Source organism: Desulfurispirillum alkaliphilum (assembly GCF_055378285.1).
Map to the genome: position 1 here is coordinate 2,104,788 of NZ_AP042405.1, position 24,095 is coordinate 2,128,882.

General features: G+C 55.8%; 20 protein-coding genes. 13 read left to right on the forward strand and 7 right to left on the reverse strand.

Annotated elements, in window-relative coordinates; translation table 11 throughout:
- Positions 1-20: 20 nt before the first annotated feature.
- On the reverse strand, positions 21-1,880 hold the full coding sequence (locus tag ACZ46I_RS09505) for a sensor histidine kinase (RefSeq protein ID WP_464280633.1): 1,860 nt from the start codon (positions 1,878-1,880) through the stop codon (positions 21-23).
- 126 nt (positions 1,881-2,006) lie between these two features.
- Between ACZ46I_RS09505 and ACZ46I_RS09510 the strand changes: the two genes are divergently transcribed.
- From ACZ46I_RS09510 to ACZ46I_RS09520, 3 genes are read left to right on the forward strand one after another with little or no spacing between them, the layout of a single operon-like run.
- A complete protein-coding gene (locus ACZ46I_RS09510; RefSeq protein WP_464280634.1) occupies positions 2,007-3,638 on the forward strand; it encodes a Na/Pi cotransporter family protein in 1,632 nt (543 codons plus the stop codon).
- A complete protein-coding gene (locus ACZ46I_RS09515) occupies positions 3,635-5,263 on the forward strand; it encodes an ATP-binding protein (RefSeq protein ID WP_464280635.1) in 1,629 nt (542 codons plus the stop codon). Before ACZ46I_RS09510 ends, ACZ46I_RS09515 begins: the two co-directional genes overlap by 4 nt.
- On the forward strand, positions 5,260-5,946 hold the full coding sequence (locus tag ACZ46I_RS09520; RefSeq protein WP_464280636.1) for a response regulator: 687 nt from the start codon (positions 5,260-5,262) through the stop codon (positions 5,944-5,946). The genes ACZ46I_RS09515 and ACZ46I_RS09520 overlap by 4 nt, the downstream gene beginning before the upstream one ends.
- Before the next feature lie 3 nt (positions 5,947-5,949).
- Here the strand turns inward: ACZ46I_RS09520 and ACZ46I_RS09525 are convergent, their stop codons facing one another.
- The 5 genes from ACZ46I_RS09525 to ACZ46I_RS09545 form a co-directional block, all read right to left on the reverse strand.
- On the reverse strand, positions 5,950-6,453 hold the full coding sequence (locus ACZ46I_RS09525; RefSeq protein WP_464280637.1) for an AbrB family transcriptional regulator: 504 nt from the start codon (positions 6,451-6,453) through the stop codon (positions 5,950-5,952).
- A 28-nt stretch (positions 6,454-6,481) separates the two neighbouring features.
- A complete protein-coding gene (locus tag ACZ46I_RS09530) occupies positions 6,482-7,984 on the reverse strand; it encodes a tripartite tricarboxylate transporter permease (protein ID WP_464280638.1) in 1,503 nt (500 codons plus the stop codon).
- Positions 7,985-8,170: 186 nt separating this feature from the next.
- Positions 8,171-8,728, reverse strand: coding sequence for a tripartite tricarboxylate transporter TctB family protein (locus tag ACZ46I_RS09535; RefSeq protein ID WP_464280639.1), 558 nt, complete (start codon positions 8,726-8,728; stop codon positions 8,171-8,173).
- An 8-nt stretch (positions 8,729-8,736) separates the two neighbouring features.
- Positions 8,737-9,723 (reverse strand): Bug family tripartite tricarboxylate transporter substrate binding protein, encoded by a 987-nt coding sequence (locus ACZ46I_RS09540; RefSeq protein ID WP_464280640.1) that lies wholly within the window; start codon positions 9,721-9,723, stop codon positions 8,737-8,739.
- Between the two features lie 847 nt (positions 9,724-10,570).
- Positions 10,571-13,201: a flagellin N-terminal helical domain-containing protein gene (locus tag ACZ46I_RS09545; protein ID WP_041725990.1), complete on the reverse strand. Its 2,631-nt coding sequence runs from the start codon at positions 13,199-13,201 to the stop codon at positions 10,571-10,573.
- Positions 13,202-13,293: 92 nt separating this feature from the next.
- On the opposite strand from ACZ46I_RS09545, the gene ACZ46I_RS09550 reads away from it, so the two are divergent.
- The 4 genes from ACZ46I_RS09550 (at position 13,294) to ACZ46I_RS09565 (ending at position 16,771) form a co-directional block, all read left to right on the forward strand.
- Positions 13,294-14,064: a hypothetical protein gene (locus ACZ46I_RS09550; RefSeq protein ID WP_464280641.1), complete on the forward strand. Its 771-nt coding sequence runs from the start codon at positions 13,294-13,296 to the stop codon at positions 14,062-14,064.
- A gap of 71 nt (positions 14,065-14,135) precedes the next feature.
- Complete coding sequence (locus ACZ46I_RS09555; RefSeq protein WP_464280642.1) at positions 14,136-15,185, forward strand: 4Fe-4S dicluster domain-containing protein; 1,050 nt, start codon at positions 14,136-14,138, stop codon at positions 15,183-15,185.
- Positions 15,178-15,831, forward strand: a complete 654-nt coding sequence (locus ACZ46I_RS09560) for a formate dehydrogenase subunit gamma (RefSeq protein WP_464280643.1) — start codon at positions 15,178-15,180, stop codon at positions 15,829-15,831. Before ACZ46I_RS09555 ends, ACZ46I_RS09560 begins: the two co-directional genes overlap by 8 nt.
- 688 nt (positions 15,832-16,519) lie before the next feature.
- Positions 16,520-16,771 carry a hypothetical protein gene (locus tag ACZ46I_RS09565; RefSeq protein ID WP_013506163.1) on the forward strand — a complete coding sequence of 84 codons (252 nt, stop codon included), beginning with the start codon at positions 16,520-16,522 and terminating at the stop codon, positions 16,769-16,771.
- Here ACZ46I_RS09565 and radA read toward each other — a convergent pair.
- Positions 16,756-18,117 (reverse strand): DNA repair protein RadA, encoded by a 1,362-nt coding sequence (gene radA, locus ACZ46I_RS09570; protein WP_013506162.1) that lies wholly within the window; start codon positions 18,115-18,117, stop codon positions 16,756-16,758. The genes ACZ46I_RS09565 and radA overlap by 16 nt on opposite strands.
- Before the next feature lie 80 nt (positions 18,118-18,197).
- Here radA and fumC point away from each other — a divergent pair, with 80 nt between their 5' ends.
- The 6 genes from fumC (at position 18,198) to ACZ46I_RS09600 (ending at position 24,037) form a co-directional block, all read left to right on the forward strand.
- Complete coding sequence (gene fumC, locus ACZ46I_RS09575) at positions 18,198-19,586, forward strand: class II fumarate hydratase (RefSeq protein ID WP_464280644.1); 1,389 nt, start codon at positions 18,198-18,200, stop codon at positions 19,584-19,586.
- Positions 19,586-20,437 (forward strand): deoxyribonuclease IV, encoded by an 852-nt coding sequence (locus ACZ46I_RS09580; protein WP_464280645.1) that lies wholly within the window; start codon positions 19,586-19,588, stop codon positions 20,435-20,437. Before fumC ends, ACZ46I_RS09580 begins: the two co-directional genes overlap by 1 nt.
- Positions 20,438-20,488: 51 nt before the next feature.
- Positions 20,489-20,752, forward strand: coding sequence for a hypothetical protein (locus ACZ46I_RS09585; RefSeq protein WP_464280646.1), 264 nt, complete (start codon positions 20,489-20,491; stop codon positions 20,750-20,752).
- A 13-nt stretch (positions 20,753-20,765) separates the two neighbouring features.
- Positions 20,766-21,728, forward strand: a complete 963-nt coding sequence (locus ACZ46I_RS09590) for a glutathione S-transferase family protein (RefSeq protein WP_464280647.1) — start codon at positions 20,766-20,768, stop codon at positions 21,726-21,728.
- 18 nt (positions 21,729-21,746) lie between these two features.
- The gene (locus ACZ46I_RS09595; RefSeq protein ID WP_464280648.1) at positions 21,747-23,495 is read left to right on the forward strand and encodes a histidine kinase; all 1,749 of its coding nucleotides are present in this window, start codon (positions 21,747-21,749) and stop codon (positions 23,493-23,495) included.
- A 167-nt stretch (positions 23,496-23,662) separates the two neighbouring features.
- Complete coding sequence (locus ACZ46I_RS09600; protein WP_464280649.1) at positions 23,663-24,037, forward strand: response regulator transcription factor; 375 nt, start codon at positions 23,663-23,665, stop codon at positions 24,035-24,037.
- Positions 24,038-24,095 lie beyond the last annotated feature (58 nt).

A 24,095-nucleotide genomic window follows, 5' to 3' on the forward strand; every position in this document is an offset into this window, starting at 1 on the left:
CCTTCTCTGGTTAACCTATGCTACTGTGCTGGAGGCGTTCTGTCAAAGAGAAGTCGGAATGTGGTTCCGCGCCCTACTTCTGAGTCTATTTCGATACGGATATCCATTCCCTCGCACATTTTCTTCACCAGGCCAAGCCCCAGCCCGGTGCCCTGATCGAAGCGGTTGAGCTGGGAGAACGGGTCGAAAATCACCGGCATTTTCTCGGTGGGAATACCACGTCCGGTATCGGCGACCTCCACCACGACGCGGCCCGTTTCGTCGCTGGCACGCACGTTGACGCTACCACTGTCGGTGAACTTGATGGCGTTGGAAATCAGGTTCTGCAGTACCTGCAGAAAACGCAGTTCATCAATACAGACGTACAGCTTTTTCGGCACTTCAAGGTGCAGCTGAATATGCTTCTGCTGGGCCATGGGGTGGAAATCCTCCAGGCAGTCCCCCAGGAGAGGCACCACATTCTGCCACTCCATCTCGTAGTCCAGCTTGCTGGAGTCGGCTTTCGAATAGAGCAGGAGATCATTGATCAGGGCCAGCAGATGCCTGGCGTTGGAGAGGACGCGCTCCAGGTAGCCATGGTACTCCGCCTGCAGTTCGTCGTCGCTGAGCATCTCATCAAAGTCTTCAAGGATCTGATCCGTAAAGTTGATGATGGAGTTCAGCGGTGTCTTCAGCTCATGGGAGACATTGGCCATGAACTCCGAGCGGATATTCAGGCTCTGAATAGCGTCTTCCTTGGCCTGGCTGAGATCCTGGTTGATAACCTGGATCTCGCGGATCTTCTCTTCAAGCTCCCAGGTCTTACTGGCCACCAGCTGCTCAAGACTCTGGTTGACTTGCCGCAGATGCTGCTGCGAACGCTGGAGCTGGGCATAGGTGTTTTTCAGGCGCCCATCCATGAACGAAAAGGCAAAGGCGATATCGTGATACTCACGGCTGAAGCTGGAAAGAGCCTTGAAGTCAAAGGGGGCAGCCGGATCATAACTCCGCAGTGCTGCAACGATGGAACTGAGGGGTTTTTTGACGCGCAGGTAGAGGATCGCCAGAATGGCGATGACCAACAGCACAATAAACAGGACGATGATGAGGGAAATCCACTGAAAGGTCGGATAGTAATTGCGGGTAAACTGGGAGCGGGGGATTTCCACCGCCAGGTACCAGCCGATATCCTGCAGGGGAGTTATGAAGGTAAAGGCTTTGTCGCGTCCGTTGAGCGATGGAAAAAAATGCGTTCCGGCAACCCTTTTTTGCCGAACCAGTTCCAGCCAGCGCCGGTTGTCGGAGTGCTCCCCACTGAACCACGCCTGCCCCTGGTCAAAAATCACGTAGCGGGAGACCTGGCCCAGGACATCAAAATCAACCTGTTCCAACACCGTCTCCAGAGAAAAATCCATACCCATAAAACCGCAATCATTGCTTCCATTTTCAGCAGGAACCGACAACCGCGCCTTACGCTGATCGGAGTGAATGGAAAATACTGGGCGCGCCGGCGAAGAAAGCTCCCATGAAGAACGGGAAAGCCCTTGCGGGTTCACATAAGAGGTTCCACTGGCAGGGCAGTACATAAAAACCTCTGCGGCATGGTATCTGTCTTTTAATTGTTCGATATGCTCAGAGAAGGCATCACTGTCACGCCACTGCTCATCCAGAAAGAACCGCTGAGTGGTAAAGCGCATATCCGTGACTATCTGGTCAATATAATAATCAAAATGGACATGGAGGTGGCTGTTGATCACCGATGCCATGCCATCGCGCAAATTTTTCTCCACAGCGGAAAACAAAGAGGCATACATCAGGACATTTACCGCGATGATGGAGAGTGCGCTGAGAGCCAGAACCGGCAGGAGGATGTGACGAGCAAGAGATTTTCTTTTCTGCATGGAACTCCCGTTCTTTTCTCAAGCATCTTTTTGTTGACGAACTGTCCAGACAAACGGTAATGAAAACCCTCAGTCTCTGATAGCATTTTCTCACAGAAGTCACAAATACTCCAGCGGATGGTACCCTTGCAACCACTTGACTACATCAACCTCCTCAGCGGCCTGATGCTCCTGCTCTACGGCATCTCCCAGGTCAGTGCCAATATGCAGATCATAGCCGGTGCCAGGTTGCGCACCTATCTTTCCACCCTCACCCGCAACCGCCTGACAGGCATTATCACCGGCACCTTTGCCACAGCTCTGCTGCAGAGTTCATCGGCCACGACCGTGATCACCGTAACCCTTGTCGGCAGCGGTCTGATATCCTTTACCGCTTCGCTGGGAGTGCTGCTGGGTGCCAATATCGGCACCACCCTCACCGTACAGCTCATCTCCTTCAGCCTCCAGGATTATGCCCTGTTCATGACGGGGGTCGGTGCCGGCATCCGTTTTTTCGGCAAGAAAGACCGCACCATCTATTTCGGCCGCCTGATCCTGGGTTTTGGACTTATATTCCTGGGTATGAAATTCATGGGCGCCAGTGTTGATCCCCTGCGCCACAACGCCCAGTTCCTCTCCTATTTCGTTGAAGGGGGCGTGCCGAAAATCTTCCTGGTACTGGGCGCCTTTCTCTTTACCGCCATGGTGCAGGCATCGGCAGCCACCATCGCCCTGACCCTCTCCTTCGCCGCCAGCGGCCTGATCGACTTTCACTCCGCCATGTATATCGTCGTCGGCTCCAATATCGGCACCGGGGTCACCGCTCTGCTGGCCAGCTTCGGCTCCAACCTCCAGGCCCGCAAGACAGCCCTGGCCAATATCATATTCAATACCCTCGGCGCCCTGGCCATCATCCCCTTCCTGCCCTACATTCACGCCAACTTCTTTACGGAAGGGGATATTGCCCGCAATATCGCCAACTTCCACACCCTGTTCAATATCGCCCTGACCATCGTTTTTTTTCCGCTGATCGGACTGGTAGCCGCCATGATTGACCGCCTGATCAAGCCACGCAAAGTGACCACCGCTCCCGCCGAATATTTCCTTGACCGTTCCCTCCAGTCCTCGCCGGACCTGGCGATCCAGGAAGCCCGCAAACTCACCATCAACATGACGGGCATGTGCCGTGAAATGCTCACCAGCAGCTTTGCCCTGATAGATCGCTACGAAATCGACCGCTCCTGGAAAATCCAGAACATGGACGACCGCCTGGACGCCATGAACCTGGACATCCGCCTCTACCTCACCAGCCTCTCCCACCGCGAAATGAACCCGGCAGAATCCAACCTGCTCTTTGACACCATCAACTACGCCACCACCCTGGAATATGTGGGCGATGTCCTGGTGAAGAACGTCATCAAGCTTTCCCGCAAATTGAATCGCGAAAAAATCCGCCTCAGCGAAGAAGGCTACCGGGAACTGCAGGAACTGGAAGCCATGACCCTGGAAAACTTCGACCTGTGCCACCAGCTCTACCTGACCAGTCAGCGCTCCCTCCATGTGCAGCTGCAGGATAACCACCAGAAGGTGCGCAAAAAAGAAAACCAGCTGATGCAATCCCATATTCAGCGCCTGCAGCAGGGCCTGCAGGCCTCCGTCGCCACCACCACCGTGCACACCGACCTGGTGGCCAACCTGGAACGCATCAATTCCCACCTGTGCCGCTTTGAACCGCTGACCATGGTTGACGATAAAGCCATGGAGGAAGTCTCGTCATGAACGAGCCCCAAGCCACAAAACCCAGCGCACCCATGCGACTCCAGCACAAGCTGATTCTCCTGGTCACTGGCCTGCTGGCTGTCCTTATTCTTATTCTCAGTGCTATTTATGTCTATCAACTCGGCAGCATTATTGAGCAGCAGATTGGCTCAAAGGCTCTGCTGGTCGCTCAGAGCGTGGCCCAGATTCCCGCAGTTCGCACGGGTATCCCCACCGACGATCCAACGGGAGAGATCCAGCGAATTACGGAAAACATTCGAGGCAGAGTGGGGGCAGAGTTTGTGGTGGTGGGGAACCATGAGGGGCGTCGACTTTCCCATCCGAATCCGGAAAATATCGGCAGATTCATGGTTGGAGATGATAATCAACCCGCCCTGGAAGAAGGCCGATCCTATGTTTCGGTGGCAACTGGCACCCTGGGGCCTTCCATTCGGGGCAAAACCCCTGTTTTCTCCGATGATGGCGAAATTATCGGGGTGGTGTCAGTGGGCTTTCTGCTGGAAGAGGTGCGGCAGAGCATCCTGCGATCACGCCTGCAGCTGCTTCCTCTTGTGGCGTCAGTCCTGTTTCTGGGGGCATACGGTGCCATTGTCATCGCCCGGAATATCAAGCGCCAGATTCACGGGCTTGAACCGGCTGAAATTGCCAAACTCCTGCAGGAACGCACCGCCATACTCGAATCCATCCGCGAAGGGGTTATTGCCTGTGACCGGTTTGCCTCTCTGACCATGGCCAACCGCTCAGCACTGCGTCACGCCCAGGCAGAGGATATGGCCGAGCTGGAGCGCCTGCTGACCAGCAACCCCCTGCATGGCAAAATCGTGTCCCAGGTTCTGCATAATGGAGAACGCATATTAGGCCAGGAAATAACTATCAACGGCAACGCCCTGATATTCAACATCATCCCCTCCCGCCAGGAAGCGGTTATTACCGGGGCTGTCGCCAGCTTCCGCCCCAAGGACGAAGTGGACATTCTCTCCCGCGAGCTCTCCTCCCTGAAACAGTACGCCGACCTTCTCCGGGTGCAGTCCCATGAATATTCCAACAAGCTGCACACCATTTCCGGCCTTATTCAGACGGGAGCATACGACGAAGCACTGGATTTCATCGTGAAGGAAGGCAGCCACCTGCAGGACATCGTCAGCAAAATCGTACAGGTTGTCCCCGACCCGCTCCTTTCGGCTATGATCCTGGGGAAATTCACCTATGCCCAGGAACTGAAGGTTGATTTCAGCCTGAACACAGCTTCAGAGAAGTGCGCCGCCTGCAAGACCATTGAAAGCAGCAAACTGATCACCATAATGGGCAACCTGCTCGACAATGCCTTTGAAGCCGCCTCTTTGTGCGAAGAAGGGAAACGTCAGGTACAGCTCCTCATGAAGGAAGTTGGCAGATACCTGATTCTCGAGGTGGAAGACACTGGCACGGGTATTGGAGAAGAGATCCAGCACACCCTCTTTGATAAGGGAGTTTCCACGAAGAGTGGACAAAATCGCGGAATTGGCCTTTACTTGGTAAAGGAAACCGTCCACGATCTGGGAGGAACCATCAGGGTAGGACAGGCAAGCCTTGGTGGCGCCCGCTTTACCATCGCGCTGCCGATTCCGGGAAAGGAGAGCCTGTGAAAACCATCAGCGTGCTGATCATTGAGGACGACAGGAAAATATCCGAACTCCACAAGCGCTTTACCGAGCAGATTGCCGGATTCAGCGTGGTGGATGTAGCCAATACCATCGCCGATGGTCGCATGCTCAACGAAGTCTACGCCCCCAACCTCATTCTCCTGGACATCTACTTTCCCGATGGCAATGGCATTGACCTGCTCTGGGAGCTCCGCAGAAGCAAGCACGATGTTGATATCATCCTCATCACCGCCGCAACGGAAATCGAACCCCTGCGCGAAGCCATGCGCGGGGGCGTCTTTGATTATATCCTCAAACCGGTGGCCTTCGCGCGCTTCAAAGAGACCCTCCTGCGCTACCAGCAAGCCCGTGACAAGCTGAACGAGGAGACCTCCCTTGACCAGCACCATGTGGACGCCCTCCTGAAGCAGCCACTGGGAGCTGTGCCGGAAGCGGAGTTCCTGCCCAAGGGCATAGACGCCATAACCCTGGCACGGGTGCGCGGCGCCTTCACCACCGCCGATATCCCCCGTGGCCTCACCTCCGAGGAGGTCTCTGCCAAAACAGGCATAAGCCGCTCTACCGCAAGGCGCTACCTCGAATACCTTGCGGAAAGCGGCTGGCTGAAAGCCGACCTTGTCTATGGAACCGTGGGGCGCCCGGAGCGCAAGTATTTTCGTTCCTGAGTGCTACTGCCCCTGGATCTTCATGAGGACGAGACGGCTGACAATGGGAACGATCAGGAAAAGGGTAAATACCCTGATCGTGTGGAAAAACGCGACAACCGATGCCTGAAAGCCCTCAGCCTGCGCCAGCAGGCTCATGCCCGACATCCCGCCGGGCGCGAAGCCGAACAGGGCGGTGCTGAAATCCACAATGCCCATGCGCTGCGCCACATACGCCATGGCAATGGAAACCGCCAGCAGCACAACCGTACTCATGATAGCCACCGGAAAAATACTGCCCAGCAGGGGCAGGATGGTTCTGTCAAAGCTCATCCCCAGGGACACCCCAAGGATGATCTGAATGGCCACGGACACCGAACCCGGCACCGCAAAGGTTCCGGGAATCGCTATGGCGGTGAGGCTGGCACCCACCATGGAGCCCACAACAGCACCCCCGGGGAAGTGCACGCTTTTCGCCAGAAGACCAGACAGAATCCCGACACAGATAATGATCCCGATTCTTACCACATCACCCTCCACTCAGTTCCTCCTCCGGTTATGCTGCGGCTTTGCGCGTCCGGTAGCTGCGATAGAGTTTTTTCAGCACTGGCGCCAGGAGCGACACGGCCGCGAGAATCAACAGCCACATGGAGATGGGTTTATTCACAAAGATGCTCCAGTCGCCCCCTGAAATCTGCAACGCCCTTCGCATGGACTCCTCCATCAGGGCACCCAGAATCAGCGCCAGAATCAGAGGCGCTGCCGGAAAACCGTACAGGCGCATGATCAGGCCGATAACCCCAAAAGCCAGCAGCAGCAACAGGTCGAATTCGCTGAAACTCATGCCATAGACACCAAGCATGCAGAAGATGAGGATCATGGAGAGCAGAAGCGCGCGGGGAACATCCAGCAGGCGGGCGAACAGAGGGATGAGTGGCAGATTCAGAATCAACAGAAAGATATTGCCGATATACATGCTGGCAATAACTCCCCAGAACACATCGGGCCGCTGTTCAAGCATCAGTGGGCCAGGGGTCACCCCCATCACCAGCAGAGCCCCCAGCAGAATAGCCGTGGTACCGGAACCGGGCACCCCCAGGGTCAGCAGCGGCACAAAGGAGCCACCACAAGCCGCGTTATTTGCCGACTCCGGCGCGGCAATCCCCTTGATATTCCCCTGCCCGAAGGTACTGCTGTCCTTGGCCAGGCGCTTTTCCATACTGTACCCGAGGAAAGACCCGATCGTGGCCCCAGCACCGGGAAGAACGCCGGTGAAAAACCCGAGCAGTGAACTCCGCGCGATGGGAGCCGCAATCTCCTTCACCTCGCTCCCGCTGAGCTTCAGTGAACCGATGGTATTGCGGGGCTGCGACTTGGTGCTCCCTCGCAGCAGCATATAGAAGACTTCAGCCAGAGCAAATATGCCCAGGGCCACCACCAGAAAGTCAATGCCGTCAAGCAGCTCAATACTGCCAAAGATATAGCGCTCCGTACCCGTCTGCAGATCCATGCCGACGATGGAGATCATCATTCCGACCACCGCCGCAATCAGCCCCTTTACCAGCGACTTGTCCGACAGGCTCACCACCGCCGTCAGACCAAGAACCATCAGGGAAAAGTATTCAGCGGGGCCAAAACTCACCGCCACCTGTGAAAGCAGAGGTGCTACCAGCATCAATCCCACTACCGAAATGGTTCCACCGATAAAGGAAGCATAGGCCGCGATGGCAAGCGCCTTCCCGGCAAACCCCTTTTTGGCCAGCGGGTATCCATCGAACGAAGTTGCCACCGTACCGGCCACACCCGGAGCATTCAGAAGAATGGAAGAGGTGGAACCACCAAAAATCGCACCGTAGTAGACACCAGCCATCAGAATCAGGCCGGAAGAAGGGTCCATGGTAAAAGCGATGGGAATCATCAGCGCAAGCGCGCTGATAGGGCCGAGTCCCGGCAGCATGCCGATAACGGTCCCAGCAAGCACCCCGAGAAATACATAAAAAATATTCATGGGATCAAGGGCAATCTGAAAACCATACAGTAAATTTGTGAGTGCTTCCATAAAGCGGTCCTCATAGAGAATCATTCAGTGTTTTCAATATCTCCGGCAACGCGTACAAACGCCTTACCCTGTGCAGACCATTGCAGCATCCCGTGCACACGGCACCCGCAAAGCCAAGGAAAACCATGTCCGGCAACCACAAACGCCTGCCGGTAACACCGCAGATGAGCGGCATTCAACACTCTGCTAGAAAGGCAGAATGCCACGCGGCAGATAGACATCCATAACCCTTGTCATCAAGAGATAGGGAGCGACAACCACTCCCGCAGACGTCATGAAGTTCACCACATGCTGACGATACCCGTAGTACCAGGCCAGCCCGTAACACAGGAGAAAAGACGCCAGCACAAACCCCAGAGGCTTCAGCAGAAAGGTGTAGAGCACGATGGCAAGGGAAGTGACCACCACCTTCATGGGCGGCCTCACCAGCAAAGGAACTGCCGAGGCTTCCTCGTCTGACACGACACCCGCTTGTTCATCGACATTGTTCTTTTCAAAAAACAACAGCACTGACAGACCCAACAGCACAAACCCCAGCACCTTGGGGAAAAGATCTGAGTCGATGGGACGGGGAAGCGGGAACGCGGGAATCTGATAGGCCATCCAGATATAGAGAACCGCAACCCCTCCTATTACCACCGCTAATACACGATTGACATTCACGCTCTGCACGTCAGCCTCCTTTACCCGTATTTCCAGACACACCAGTGCACCACCGGAGTCCGGCAGTGCACTGTCAAGCATTCTCTGCGTTATTTCCTCAGCAGCCCCATATCGTTCAGGACCGTGCGGAACATTTCCAGCTGCCCGTCAAGGAATTCACCGAACTCCTCGCTGCTCTGGTAGGCATTAATCCAGCCCAGCTGGGTACGCGCCTTCTCCCAGCCTTCTGTCGCCATCATCCTGGCGAAGAGGTCTTCGTAGTAGCGCTGGGCTTCCTTGGGCATATCCTTGGGGCCCATGACCCCCCGCCAGATATCAAAGGTATAGTCCACTCCCTGCTCTCGGTACGTGGGCACATGGGAAAGCGGACCCTCCAGACGCTCAGGGGCAGAAATAGCCAGGGCGCGCATGCGATTTCCCGCCAGCTGTCCACTGGCCTCGCCCGCACCGGTAATCACCGCGTCAATATGATTCCCCATCAGACTGATCATCGCTTCGCCACCACCGGAAAAGGCGATGTAGTTCACACTGGCAGGAGCGATACCCGCCGCCGAAGCCGCCCCCGCAATGGAAATATGATCCATTGAACCCGCCGCCGAACCGCCGCCGATACTCATGCCAGGGTTCTTCTTCAGGGCGTCAAACAGATCGTTAATCGACTGATAGGGGGAATCCGACCTGACAAGCACAATGGAGTAGTCCGTGATCAGGCGCGCAATGGGAGTGAAATCCTGGTGATTAAAACGGGAAGTGCCCATCAGGGGAACCAGGATAATCGGCGGGCTGGTGGCGAAAATCTTGTGGGGGTTGCGGCTGTCACGCGCAATCTGCGCCCAGGCCACAGAACCACCACCACCGGGAATATTGATAGGAGCAAAATTCTGATTGGCAAGCCCCTCGGCCCGGATAACATTGGCCGTGGTGCGTACCAGAGTATCCCAACCGCCACCAGGATTCGCAGGAGCAATGTATTCAACCGTTCGCGTAGGCTGCCAGCTCCCCTGGGCAACCGCCAGCGCCGGCAGAATCAAAGCAATCAAACAGAACGCTTTTACAGATATCATTATCTTTCTCATCTCGACTCTCCTTGAAATTACGCATTGTCAATAAGCTGTTCATGCAATCATCACTTTTGCAACACATTCCCAGCGACGTCCGGATCGTCACTGGAAATAAACGATGTTTGAAAAACATACGGTCGAATAGCGCTCAAGTAAATATTGCAACCGTATTCTGCGTACTGTGCATATTGAGAATTACGCGCATATTCTTCACGGAAAGCCACGCCACTCATGCAGGAGGAGCAGAAAGCACGGACGTGACCGCGAATGAACGCAGATAAATACAGGAAGCAGGTTTCACGCCAAGCTCGCAAAGGAAAGGCAGGGGATTTTGCCACGAATGAACGCGAATACACGCGAATGGGAAAGCACATGGGGCGAAAACAACAGCAGACAAGGCCGCAGATGGGGGGGTTAGTCAGTCAGACGATCTTAACGCAAAGCATTTCCATGAGCCGCTCCAAGGGGAAAGTCACACATCTACCTTTTCCATACCGGTTAACAGAATTTTTGCAAAATTTACTGTGATGCCATGTAGACTGATTCAATTGACGCGACAATGCTTCGCTTCAGGAGGACGGTTTTGCAAACTGCATGTTTGATATCGAAACTGGTTCGGATAAAAACCTGACAGGGAAGTCGCGGTGTATGGAAAAGTTTCAAGACGCGCTGACTTGTGTAGGTTCCAAAACGCGAATAACTCATTCGGTTGACTTAAATCGTCATCAAATCTGCTTGCAAGTTGTGTTCGACTGAAGCGCAATGACCAACTTCGTGGGAGCGGCTGCTCCCCGAAGGTCTGAAGGGGATCGTGGTATCCGTCACCGCTTCGCTGGTGTCATGGGGCTGATTGTCGATGGTGCTACTGGTTGTTGAGCAGCTGTATCAGTCCGCGCGGCATCTGATTGGCCTGGGCCAGCATGGCCCTGGCAGCTTCGCTGAGCACTTGCTTGGAGGTCAGGGTGGATATTTCGTTGGCCATGTCCGTATCCCGTATGCGCGATTCAGAGTGCTGCAGACTCTGTTCCGCGACACTGAGGTTGTTTACGGTGTGGTCGAGACGGTTGCCAATAGCTCCCAGTCGCGAACGCTCGGTATTCACCAGCTCAATGGCCCGATCAACCTGAGTGATGGCCTTGGCGGCGCTCTCTTCAGTGACCAGGACCAGGTTGGCAATACCCAGTGCCCGGGCGTCGAGTTGAGAAATGTTGGCGACAATATCCTGTTCTTCATTGGGACCAACCTGGAAGACCAGCGCGGTATCCACCAGGTTGAGATAGGTGGTGCTCTTTTCCTGGTTCGCTTCAAACTCCAGTAACTGCTGGCGGGAGTTCCAGCTGGCAGTGACGCCGATATTGCCTTCGATCAGGATATCAGCTCCCTGCAGGACTCCCTCCATGATGCCATTGGCCACCAGGGCGCTCCCAATCAGAGTGCCCCGGTGAGCGTCAAAGACCTCAACGGTATATTCGTTCTCCTGGGACTGCTGCAGTTCATGGAAATTAAAGGCGTCGATGACGCGTTGATCGGCAACCATGGAGATCTCGCCCTGAAGGCCATTGAAGAGTGAGCGCAGGAAAAATGTCCCCTCTATAGAGGCCTGACTTTCGCTGATCGCTTCACCCCGTGAGATAAAATCGGCTACGTGTTTGTTTATGGTCACGCTTTCCAGGTTGATGCCCAGCCCTTCGGTCTTGTGGGTGATGGCGCGGGCGAATTTATCCACCATCATGGCAATGGTGTCGTTGCCGTTGAGGACAAGCTCTGTGCGCTTGGAATTTCCGTAGAGCATAATGCGCTGTGGCAGTTCAAAGGTGTTAATGCCTTCGGCAGTCTGGAAGGCCTGAATATCCTTGAGCCTGGTGTAAGTGGATGCGATACCGCCTTCACCGCGCAGTTCGATGGCCAGGTTCGAGTCAGTCATGGTGCCGGTGGAGCTTGGACGCATGTCCAGGGTGATGGAGCCGATGGATATGGCACCAGTGGATTCGTCCAGCTGGGGCAGATGGTAGAGAATCTGCTTGTTGCCGCTGGAAAGGGCGGTGTGCTGCAGCCCATTGGCGGTATAGGAAACATAGTAGGCGCCGCGGATTTCCCGCTCCACACCATTGTCCATGAAACGTTCGTCGATTTTGATGGCACCACCTCCCACGGTGAGGGTGCCATCCAGGTGTTCCGCCGCGTCTATGGAAAGCAGGATCTTGTCTCCTGTCTTTATGGTGCTGCCATCGCCGAAGTAGAGGCGGTTGTCCAGTGGGTCGGTGTTGTCGAAGATGTTGGCAAGAGGTACCTGCCCACCCGAGGTCAGTGTCCGCCATCCATTGACATTATTGGTGTCCAGATCAATGAAACCACTGCGATCCAGAGTCCCCATGGCCCAGTCACCCATATTGCCGGTTTTGACATCGATAAAGCGTATGCGCACACCCTGGGGGTCAACATCGGTGGCGCCACTTTCTATGGTAACGCCGGCCATGAACTCAATTTCCAGGTAGCCATGGACGCCTGCCTGGAGGTTGATGCCGGAACTGAAAACCATTTCACCACTGCTCAGAACGGCGGTATCGGAAAACTCGGTTCCCGTGATCATAAACTGCGAACCGGGCTGCTGATAGGTTCCCATAATACTGCCCAGATCGCCGACGGTGGAAAATATTTCCGGTGGCATGCCCTGGATCAGTGGTGCACCAGCGCTGGCCGCTGCGACGTTCACCTTGTAAATTCGCTGATCAGCAGTGCCAGTACGCAGGTTATCGGCTTCATAGATGCCGACCACACCCGAGTTGTTGGCCACATCACCCAGAAGGGTTCCCGATGTGATGATATCCCCGGCATAGGCGCCAGGCTGCAGAACCATGATGTTGGATTTGAGCACCTGATTCTTGCCGACTTTGGCTTCGACATCAATGCGATAATTTCCGGAGACAACCCGATCGCGGATGATGGCGGAGATACGGTCGGGATCTGTGCTGCGCCATGTGGCAGTGCCTTCACCGCTGAGGAGTTTTTTTGTGTTGAATTCAGTTGAGGAGGATATGCGATCCACTTCAGCGATGAGCTGATCCACTTCCCGCTGGATCTCCTGACGATCGCTGGCGTTAATACTGCTGGTGGCGGCCTGGACCGAGAGCTCCCGCATGCGCTGCAGGATGGCGGTGGTCTCCTGCAGAGCTCCTTCAGCGGTCTGAATCAGAGATATGCCATCCTGGGAGTTGCGAATGGCCCGGTTGATCCCCTGGATCTGGTTGCGCATCTTTTCTGATATAGCCATACCTGAGGCATCATCGGATGCCTGGTTGATACGTATGCCTGAGGAAATTCTTTCCAGTGCGTTTTTCAGGGGTGAGCCATGCATGTTCAGCGCGTTCATTGAACCCAATGCGGTTGCGTTACTATAGGTCTGCAATCCCATGAAAGTGCCTCCGGAAGATGATGTGTTGCGCAGGTGCTCCTGCAGAATATCGGAAAATTTTCGTTTACTTTTTCTGCCCATGACACTATTCCTTCACAGGTAAGGTCGACGAATACGCGGGCTTTCCCGGAACTCTTGCAATAAACTGACCACTTTTATCCGGAGCCATTTTTATGAGCGAAGCCATCTCCCTGTCAGAAGCTCACCCACGGACACACTATCCCATCTCTCCTCTTCACGGCGAGCCAGTACATGCGCTGCCTTCATCCCCTGGCGCCAGGTCGGTACAGCCGCCGGCCGATGACTATACCCGTCACTTTCACCCGCAGATCCGAACGGAACTGTGGCAGCAGGTGCAGCAGGAACAGGAGATCATGACCCGTCTGCAGGTACAGCGACAGGAACATGAATACACCGTCCGGCAACGTCATGAACAGCGCCAGGCGGAAGAGGCGAGCCAGCAGCAGGTGCGGCTTGTGGAGCAGCAGACCCGGGAAACTGTCCAAAGACACGAAGCAGGGGAATGGTATTCCGAAGGTGCAGCGGTGAGCGTTGAGGCGCAGACACCTCAGGCTCCACCGGAAAGTACCGATGTGGGAGGTCGGGAGCCGCTTCCGCCAGAACGGGACGCTGAAGTTACCCTTGCGCCTGAAGCTCCGCAAACCGCTACTGACTCCAGGGTATTGGCGGCTGAGGCCCGTGTCGCGGGGCTGGGGGAAATGGATCGTCTGGGAGCCAGAATCGAAGGCGATCTGCGCGAGCTTTCGCTCTCCCCCCTCCCTCAGTCGGAACCTCCACTGCGTCATCTGTTTGAGGCCCGTGAAGTTCTTGAGCAGATTGCGCGACAGGTGCAGGAGCGTGAAGGGGATTCCGGATTTGCGCAGCGGCTGCATCAGCATATTTCCGGTGCCCAGGTGGGGAAATTGCTGGGAGTGGAACCCTGAGTTTTTCCTTGACCCCACCATGATTGTTTACTATATAGCCATGTAGTTAATAATTACCGGGGAGTTTACCTATGCAGTTTTCTCGACGCTCATTTCTGGCGGGGATGGCTGCCGCGGCCACGGCCACCGCTGTGCCGACCAAGGCCAAGGCGGCGCGGCGCTATTCCGGCGACATATCACCAGATTCCTACGCCACCCTGATTGATCTCACCAAGTGCGACGGCTGTCCCGGCAAAGACATGGCAGCTTGTGTCAGCGCCTGTCGCACTGCCAATGTTCATAAGTTTCCCGAACCCGACCCGGCAATGCTCAAGCCCTACTGGCCCCAGAACTTTTATGATGACTGGAGCGACAGGAGGGATGTTCATGATCGCCTGACTCCCTATAACTGGATCTTCGTCCAGCACATTGCTGTCACCGAGAATGGCCATACCGAAGTGGTGCACGTGCCTCGCCGCTGCATGCACTGTGATAACCCTCCCTGTGCCAAGCTGTGCCCTTTTGGCGTCAAACACAAGCATCCTGAAGGTATGGTGACCATCGACCCCTTCCTCTGCTTTGGCGGCTCCAAGTGCAAGAGTGTGTGCCCGTGGCATATTCCCCAGCGGCAGGCTGGAGTGGGGATTTACACGCATCTGGATCCCCTTCCTGCCGGAGGCGGAGTCATGTTCAAGTGTGATCTGTGCAAGGATCGTCTGGATCGTGGCGAACAGCCTGCCTGTATACCTGCCTGCCCAAAAGATGCCATGACCTTCGGCGCCCGCAGTGAAATTGACGCTTTGGCAGAAAAACTGGCACAGGAATACTCCGGGTATATCTATGGCCAGGCCGAGAACGGCGGAACCTCGACGGTGTATGTTTCCCGGGTATCTTTTGAAAAGATGCAGCAGGCTCTGATGGCCGAGGCCAAAGATCCTCGTCAGGTCACCCAGCTGCATCGCCCTACCAATATGCTGGATCGCACATCGGGCTGGGCGGGCATGACCCTGACCGCCCCGGTAATCGGTGCCGTTGGTGCTTTCGCTGGTGCCATGGCGGCTGGCAGAAAACCTGACGCCAAACAGCAGAAGCCACCTGCCACCGACACTACCCCTTCCCAAGGAGAGTCCACCCATGAGTAAGTCTGCTCTGGTTGTCCGCCATAACCGGGTGGTGCGCGCCACCCACTGGACCATCGCCCTGAGCGCGCTGCTGTTGATTTTCTCCGGCTTTGGTGAAATGCCCATGTATGACCGTTACGGACTGACCCAGGTGCCGGGATTCCGCTGGAGTGGGAACTACGAGATCAACCTGATTCTGCATTACATTGCCGCGTTCTTTTTCACCGCAGCAGTGGTCTTCCATATGATCTACCATGCCATGCGCCGTGAGTTTGCGGCGCTGCCCAGGAAAGGCGATGTCACCGAGAGTGTGCATATCATCTGGGCCATGATACGGGGCAAGGAAGAGCCGCAGCACGGAAAGTTCCTGGCGGAGCAGCGCCTGGCCTACGCCGCCATGGGGTCAGTTTCGCTGATTCTGGTACTCACGGGCCTGATCAAAACCTATAAGAACATGGGTAATATCATCCTCGACCCCATGTTTCTGCAGGTGGTGACCTACGTGCATACCATCGCCGCCATCCCCTTTGTCCTGCTGCTGCTGGCTCACCTGGCAGCGTTTCTGGTCAAGGCCAACTGGCCTCTGTTCCCCTCCATGTTCAGCGGACGGGTCTCCCGCGAGTATGCCCGGCGGAGGCACGGGAAATGGGATATAGAGAGCCAGTAATTAGGCTTTCACCCACGAAACGTCAAATTTTCGACGTCTCCCCTGATGCTATGCTGGAATGGCGGAAATGGTTTTTCACAGACTGAGTCTTTTGACATTCCGATTCCATTGCTCAGGAATTTCCCTTGCCACTTTTTACCCGCAAAAAGTGGCGCAAAAGCGGCCCCCAGTGCTGCCCTTTTCAGCCGTCCGCTTGCCTGGAACTGGGGACCGCAAACAACCGCCCTCCGTGGCTTTTGGTTTGCGGTTGCCGCCCTCGTGGCGGCAACCCTGCGGGTCCATAGCGTTCCAGTTGGCGCGTCCTGGCTGGGCCAGCACACGGGGGAGAGGCAGAAGCAGGCCGCTCCCCCTGAGCCCGTCCGGTGAGTGCGACGCCTGGCTGGCAAGAGCCGAACGGGACACCTGCATGGAAACAGGGGTCAGGCAACGCAAAGAGCCCCAGGTGCAAGGCGTACTTCCTGTACGTCGTAGTGACGAGGTATTTCGCATTGCGTTTTGGATAGAGGCGAGTGTTTCCTGCTGTCCGCAGCACCTGTCGCGCCGCAGGATGGTGGTGAAAACTTCAAAATTTCAGCAGTTGTGAATTTTGTGTCAGATTTCTCAGTCTGACGCGGTTTTTCCCCTCAAGAAAGTGTCGGGGAAATCCGAAAAAAGAGCAGACGAAGCTTTTGCACAGGGAGGTGCGCTCGTGGATAACAAGGAAGTTATGCTTCAACATGCCTATCGTTTTTGCCAGTCAATTCAGAATTCCATCGAAGAAGACATCGAACGGGAAGCGCAGACCGCCAACTCTCCCCCAGATCACTGGTCTGAAGAGCGTATCAAGTGGGAGCTGGAGTATCGGCGTCAGCTGAACCGGCGCTACAGTCTGCTGCGCCAGGCCCAGGATTACAACTGGGATGACGCGTTGCGCTATTACTTGCGTTATCGAAAAAGGTGATCCATTACCTCTTCGACTGAACTGACCCCGGTTATTCCCTTCCGTTCACGGAGGGGAATTTTTTTTGCGCTTTGTTCGGGGACGATGAAGTGATGGAATCCCAGCTTGCGTCCTTCCTGTATGCGCAGCTGGGCCTGGGAGACGCTGCGCACTTCACCGCACAGGCCGATTTCGCCGAAGATCAGCAGCTGTTTGTCCAGGGGGATATTGCGGAAACTGCTGACCAGGGCAGCCGCAACGGCGAGGTCGCCGGAAGTTTCATTGATTTTGATGCCGCCGATGATATTGGTGTAGACGTCATTGTTGCTGATATTCATTCCAAGTTTCTTTTCCAGTACGGCGAGGATCATGTTCACCCGCGAGTGGTCTATGCCGATGGTGCTGCGTACCGGGTTGCCGAAGAACGAGCTGCTGACGAGGGACTGAATCTCCACAATCAGCGGGCGCGTTCCCTCCATGGTGGCGGTGGCCACTGATCCCGAAGCCATCTCCGGCTTCTCTGCCAGCAGCATCTGGCTGGGATTGTCGACGGAAACCAGCCCCTGGGCGGTCATCTCAAAAATCCCCACTTCGTTGGTGGAACCGAAGCGGTTCTTGACACTGCGCAGGATGCGGAAATTCTGGAAGCGGTCCCCTTCGAAGTAGAGTACCACGTCCACCAGGTGCTCCAGCACCCGTGGCCCCGCCAGCACGCCTTCCTTGGTGACATGGCCCACCAGGATGGTGGCCGTGCTGTTGGCTTTGGCCTGTTCCATGAGCGCAGCGGTGCAGTGGCGTATCTGGGAGACGGTGCCGGCGGCTGAATCCAGCTCCTGGGAGCTGAGGGTCTGAATGGAATCGATGATCAGCAGCTGGGGTGTGGTTTGCTGCAGCAGGGCCAGCACCTCTTCCAGGGAGGTGGAGGTGCAGACAAAGATTTTCCCCTGGGCAGTGCCAAGGCGATCCGCGCGCATCTTGAGCTGCTGCAGCGATTCTTCGCCGGAGATATAGAGAATGCTCAGGCCATCCTTGCAGAGGTTGCCGGCCAGCTGCATGGTCAGGGTGGATTTCCCGATACCGGGATCGCCGCCCAGCAGGACCATGCTGCCGGGAACCAGGCCTCCTCCCAGAACGGGCTCAAGCTCCTCCATGGAGGTGGGAATGCGGGAGGTGGCGCAGGAAGTCACCTGCTCCAGGCTGATGGTCTGCTGGGGTGTCGCGGCCGGGGCGCCGGAGGTCTTCTGTACCAGGGGAACCTTTTCCTCGCTGATGGAACCCCAGGTTCCGCAGTCGGGGCACTTGCCGTTCCAGCGGGGGAAACTGCTGCCGCACTGATTGCACTGGTAGACACTTCTGACTTTGGCCATGTGACACTCCATGGGAAAATTGGATGAAAAATACTAGCATACTTGCTACAACAAGCCTATCTGCTTCGAAGGAGGGCAACATGTCATACCGCATTGAAAAGGACACCATGGGTGAAATTGAAGTACCCGCCGAGAAGTACTGGGGCGCCCAGACCCAGCGCAGCCTGCAGAATTTCGCCATCGGCTGGGAGAAGATGCCCCATGGCCTTATTGAGGGCTTTGCGCTGCTGAAAAAAGCGGTGGCTCTGGTGAACCATGACCTGGAAAAGCTGGACCGCAAAAAGTGCGATGCCATTACGGCAGCCTGTGATGAGATCCTGGCCGGCAGCCTGGATGCGCAGTTTCCCCTCTCGGTGTGGCAGACGGGCAGCGGCACCCAGACAAACATGAACCTCAATGAAGTCATCGCCAACCGTGCCAGTGAGATTCTGGGCGCCGACTTCCGTACGGAAAAACCCATTCATCCCAACGATCATGTGAACATGTCCCAAAGCTCCAACGACACTTTTCCTTCGGCCATGCATATCGCGGCGGTCATCGCTGTGGAGAAGCAGTTGCTTCCCGCCCTGGATGCTCTGCACTCCACCCTGAAAGCCAAGTCAGAGGCTTTTGCCGGGATTGTGAAAATCGGTCGCACCCATCTGCAGGACGCCACTCCTCTGACCCTGGGGCAGGAGTTCAGCGGCTATGTGGCCATGCTGGAGCAAAGTCGTCAGCATATTGTGCAGAGTGTCGAGAGCCTGCGGGAGCTGGCCATCGGCGGTACCGCCGTGGGAACCGGACTGAACGCTCATCCCCAGCTGAGCGAGAAGGTGGCGGGCAAACTGACGGCGCTGACGGGCACCGCCTTCCACAGCGCTCCCAACAAGTTTCACGCGTTGACCTCCCACGATGCCCTGGTCTTTGCCAGTGGGGCCACCAAGGGGCTGGCGGCCAACCTTATGAAAATCGCCAATGATATCCGCTGGCTTGCCAGTGGTCCGCGCTGTGGTATTGGCGAAATCACCATTCCCGAGAATGAGCCGGGCAGTTCTATCATGCCGGGCAAGGTCAACCCCACCCAATCAGAGGCGCTGACCATGGTGGCCTGCCAGGTGTTCGGCAATGACAGCGCCATCGCCTTTGGCGCCAGTCAGGGAAACTTTGAGCTCAATGTATTCAAACCCCTGATCATTTATAATTTTCTGCAGAGTGTTCAGCTGCTCAGCGATGCCATGCACTCTTTCAACGACCATTGTGCCGTGGGAATCGAGCCGGATCGCGAAGTGATTGAGCGCAACCTGCACAACTCCCTGATGCTGGTGACAGCTTTGAACCCGCATATTGGCTATGATAATGCCGCCAGAATCGCCAAGACAGCGCATAAGGAAGGTGCCACCCTGAAAGAGACGGCCGTCAAACTGGGTATTCTCAGCGCTGAAGAGTTCGATCGCTATGTGGTTCCCGCTGATATGGTGCGGCCCAGATAATGGCGACACCGCTTCTGCTGGGCGCCCATACCAGCACCGCGAAAGGGCTGCACCTCTGTTTCGAGCGTGCCCAGGAGATCGGTGCCACGGCAGTGCAGATATTCACCCGCAACCAGCGACAGTGGAAGGCCCGACCGGTTACAGCGGAAGAAGTCACCCTTTTCCGGCGCACCCGGGAGAGGGTGGGATTGGCGCAGGTCATCTCCCATGCCTCTTACCTGCTGAATCTGGCTAATCCAGACTCCGGGAAGCGACAGCTCTGCGTGGACGCGCTGGTGGCTGAATACGAGCGCTGTACCCTGCTGGGAATCGAACAACTGGTGCTGCATCCGGGGGCGCATCTGCAATCGGGGTTGGATGTGGGAATCGGGCACATTGCCCAGACCCTGGATGCGGTACTGGAGCAGGTTGACCACAATGTTGGTCCCCGACTGGTGCTGGAGAACGTGGCCGGCCAGGGTACCACCATAGGCTCGACCGTGGCTGAACTGGGCATGATTCTTGAGCGGTGTGCCCACGGTGCCGAGCTTGGAATCTGCATTGATACGGCCCACGCCTTTGCCGCTGGCTATGATCTTCGCCACGCTGATGGCCTGGAGGGATTACTGGCCGAGGTTCAGGATGCCGTTGGCTTTTCACGGCTGAGCATGCTCCATCTCAATGATTCCCAGGCTGTCTTGGCTTCACGTCGCGATCGGCACGCCCGCATCGGCGAGGGTGAAATCGGCCTTGTGGCCATGCGGCAGGTGGTGCACCATCCGCGATTGCGCGGTCTGCCCATGATTCTGGAAACTCCGGCGGGAATGGAAGGCTGGGCCAGGGAAATTGACTTGCTGCGCGTGCCCCTATGATTTTGCTTCCCGTTTCGCTATACTGCCCTGAAACTTTCTGGAGGTGATACCATGAAAAAATCAGCACTCGTGCTCTTTGGTCTGGGGATCCTGTTTGCCCTCAGTACTACAGCTCTGGCCTCCGACAACATGAAGGCACTCATCGACCAGCGCTGTACCATGTGCCATACCACTGAACGCATCTACAATGCACCGCCAAAGTCACTGGATCAGTGGCGTGAAACCGTCCTGAATATGGTTATTAATGGAGCGGCCCTGGACAACGCGCAGATGGAATCTGTAGCCCAGTACCTGTACTCCCAGCAGAATAAGTAAGGTCGAGGTCTCCGTGGGTTTACTCGTCGATGGAAAATGGCATGACAAGTGGTATGACACCGCCAAGCACGGTGGACGATTTGTGCGCGAAGATGCCCGCTTTCGCAACTGGATCACCGCTGATGGCAGTGCTGGGCCAGGTGGCTCAGCTGGGTTTACCGCTGAAGCGGATCGCTATCACCTGTACGTCAGCCTTGCCTGCCCCTGGGCTCATCGTACTCTGATTTTTCGTGCTCTGAAGGGCCTGCAGGAACTGATACCGGTCAGCGTGGTGCACCCCCATATGCTCGCCAGCGGCTGGGAGTTCGCCCCCGATCCGGAACCCCTCCATGGCAGCCGTTTCCTGCACGAACTCTATACCCGTGCAGATGACACCTACACGGGACGGGTTACGGTGCCGGTACTGTGGGACAAGAAGCAGCAGACCATTGTGAGCAATGAGTCTGCTGAAATCATTCGCATGTTCAACGGCGCCTTTGATCATCTTACCGCAAATTCTGAAGACTTCTGCCCCATAGGGCTTCTGCCGGAGATAGACCGCATCAATGAGTTTGTCTATCACCGTGTGAATAACGGCGTCTATCGCTGTGGGTTCGCTACTACGCAGGATGCCTACGAAGAGGCCTTTCATGAGCTGTTTGGGGCCCTGGATGAACTGGAACTGCTGCTGGGAAAGAGTCGCTACCTGGTGGGAGATCGCCTGACCGAAGCGGATTGGCGTCTTTTCACAACCCTGGTGCGTTTTGACGCAGTCTATTTCTGTCATTTCAAGACAAACCAGCGGATGATCTCATCCTATGCCCACCTCCAGGGATATCTCAAGGAGCTCTATCAGTATCCGGGAGTGCGGGAGACGGTGAATTTCGAGCACATCAAGCAGCACTACTTTTTCAGCCACGGTCATATGAATCCGGCACGCATTGTGCCCCTGGGGCCGGTTCTGGATCTCGACTCCCCCCATGGGCGTCATATCTGATCTGCGAGGAGTCAGCCGGTGTTTTTCTCCCTTGTGCTTGATGTGGATATCAAGTCCAACTTCCATCTGTTCATCCAGCTTTTTCAGCAGATCGGTGTGTATGGCATTATTATTCTGCTGCTGGGAAAACACACCTGGGTGCGTCATTGCTTCTATGATCGCACCGATATCAAATGCCAGGCCCGGCTGCTTGTCTTTTTCCTGCTGATTATTACGGTGGGGGAATTTCTGGCCACCGCCTACCATGGAACGCGTCTCTATTCCACTTCGGCGGTGGTCATTGCCGCCGGTTACCTTCTGGGCAGCATGTTCTGGGGCCTTGTCCTGGGGGCTATCGCCGGGCTCTACCACTTCATCCTTGGAGACTGGGCCGGGACGGCCCAGTTCACCGCGTCGGCCATCGTCGGTTTTCTCGCGGGCTACTTCGGCCGTAACGCCTTTCGCTTCAATCTGAAGCTGATTCCTTTCGTCTTCTTCCTGGCATTTCTGAAGGTTCTCATCTTTTATGTGATGCTTTCCGACTATCCGGTGGCGCTCTTTCTGCTGATCAAGAGCGGTGTGGCCACCTTTGCCAGTGATTTTTTCGGTGGGTTGCTGCTGCTGTTCATGCTGAACTTCATGAACTCGGAACAGGAAAAGGAGCACAGTTTTGCCACCTCAAACGCGCTGCAGATTGCCAGCAAGACCATCGTTTTCTTTAAGGGCGGATTTACTGCCGATGGCGCGCGCCAGGTGTGCAGTATCATCCACCGCAGTATTCCCGTGGATGTGGTGGCGATTACTGACCATGAACAGGTGCTCTCCGCTTATGGAGCCATTGATGACGAGGTTCACGGAGACGGAGCGCGACTCTTCGACCGCGATGCCCGCAAGGCAATCCGTACGGGGGAGATTGTGTACAGCAAGCGTGAACGCCGTCGCAAGGGCAACCGGTTGCCGTACCATGGGCTCTATGTCCCCCTCAAGGCCTCCGATGAGGTGACAGGCCTGCTCGTGCTGCGCAACTGGGGCAGTCGCAGTTTCTCCCCCTATGTCATGGAACTCATCTCAGGACTGCAACAGCTGATTGGCGTGCAGATTGAGTTCGCCAAACTGCAGAAGCATAAGGAACTCTCTATTCAGGCGGAGCTGCTGGCTTTGCAGCGGCAGATCAATCCGCATTTTTTCTTTAACTCCCTCAATACCATTATGAGCCTTATTCGCATCGATCCGCCCAAGGCCCGCCGCCTGCTGCTGAAGATGAGTGAGATATTCCGGGTCACTTTCAAGAGCACGGCAGAAACGGTGCCGCTGAGCACGGAACTGGAGATTGTTCAGGGGTACCTGGAGCTGGAAAAAGCCCGCTTTGGCGACAATATCAGTGTGCAGCTGGACATCAGCCCTCCGGCCATGAAGTACCATCTCCCCCAGCTGATTGTGCAGCCACTGGTGGAAAACAGCTTCGCCCATGGTTTCAAGGGTCGTACCGGCAAATGGCTTATCGATATCAAGGCGCACTATGAGGAGGGGAGATTTTCCCTGAAGATCTGCGACAATGGTCATGGCGTAGCCCGTGAGCAGCTGAGGAATATCATGCAGATGGGTGTGGGGAAGGGCTCCGGTGTGGGGCTCAGTAATGTGTATGAGCGGCTGCGCAACCTCTATGGCTCACGCCTGGCGTTTGCTGTTGACTCCGATACCGGGAAAGGATTCACGATCACCATTGTGATCACCGATGCCCAGGAAAAGGAGAGCCGCAACCAGGCTGGTGCCTTTGGTGACCACTGAGCTTTCGCGCCACTTTGCGCAGTCTTGCTCCGGTGATCTCCGCTGCGTGGCAGAAAAAAGTGCATACAACATGGTCCTGTAATGGTAATATTTGCTGCAATACAAAAGCTGTATTATGAATGGCATCATTTGTCCCTCCAGGGGCGTGGTGGGCAAGGATTTTTTCGTTGGAAGTTGAAGAAATACTCAGAAACAAATCAGTTCTGATTGTCGAAGACGAGCCCCTGACCCGACAGATGCTGGCTCGAATCCTGAGTTTTCGCGTGGGTGAAGTGATCGTGGCAGCCAACGGCAAGGAAGGACTTGAGCTGTTTCATTCCCGCAATCCTGATATTATTCTCTCTGATCTGGAAATGCCGGTGATGAATGGGGCCGATATGATCCGGGCCATCAGGCAGGTGAGCCCTGATAAGCCGATTGTGGTGATAACGGCCTTTGACGATGATGAGCATCTCGCGTGCGAGGCTGATTGTGTCCTGGTAAAGCCTATTTTCAAAAAAGAGTTGCTCGGCGTGCTGGCCGCCGTTGCACAAAAACTCTGATGTCAGCAGTTCAGTCATGAGCCGTGCCTGTCCATCCCCAGTGCAGCGGGGGCCGCTG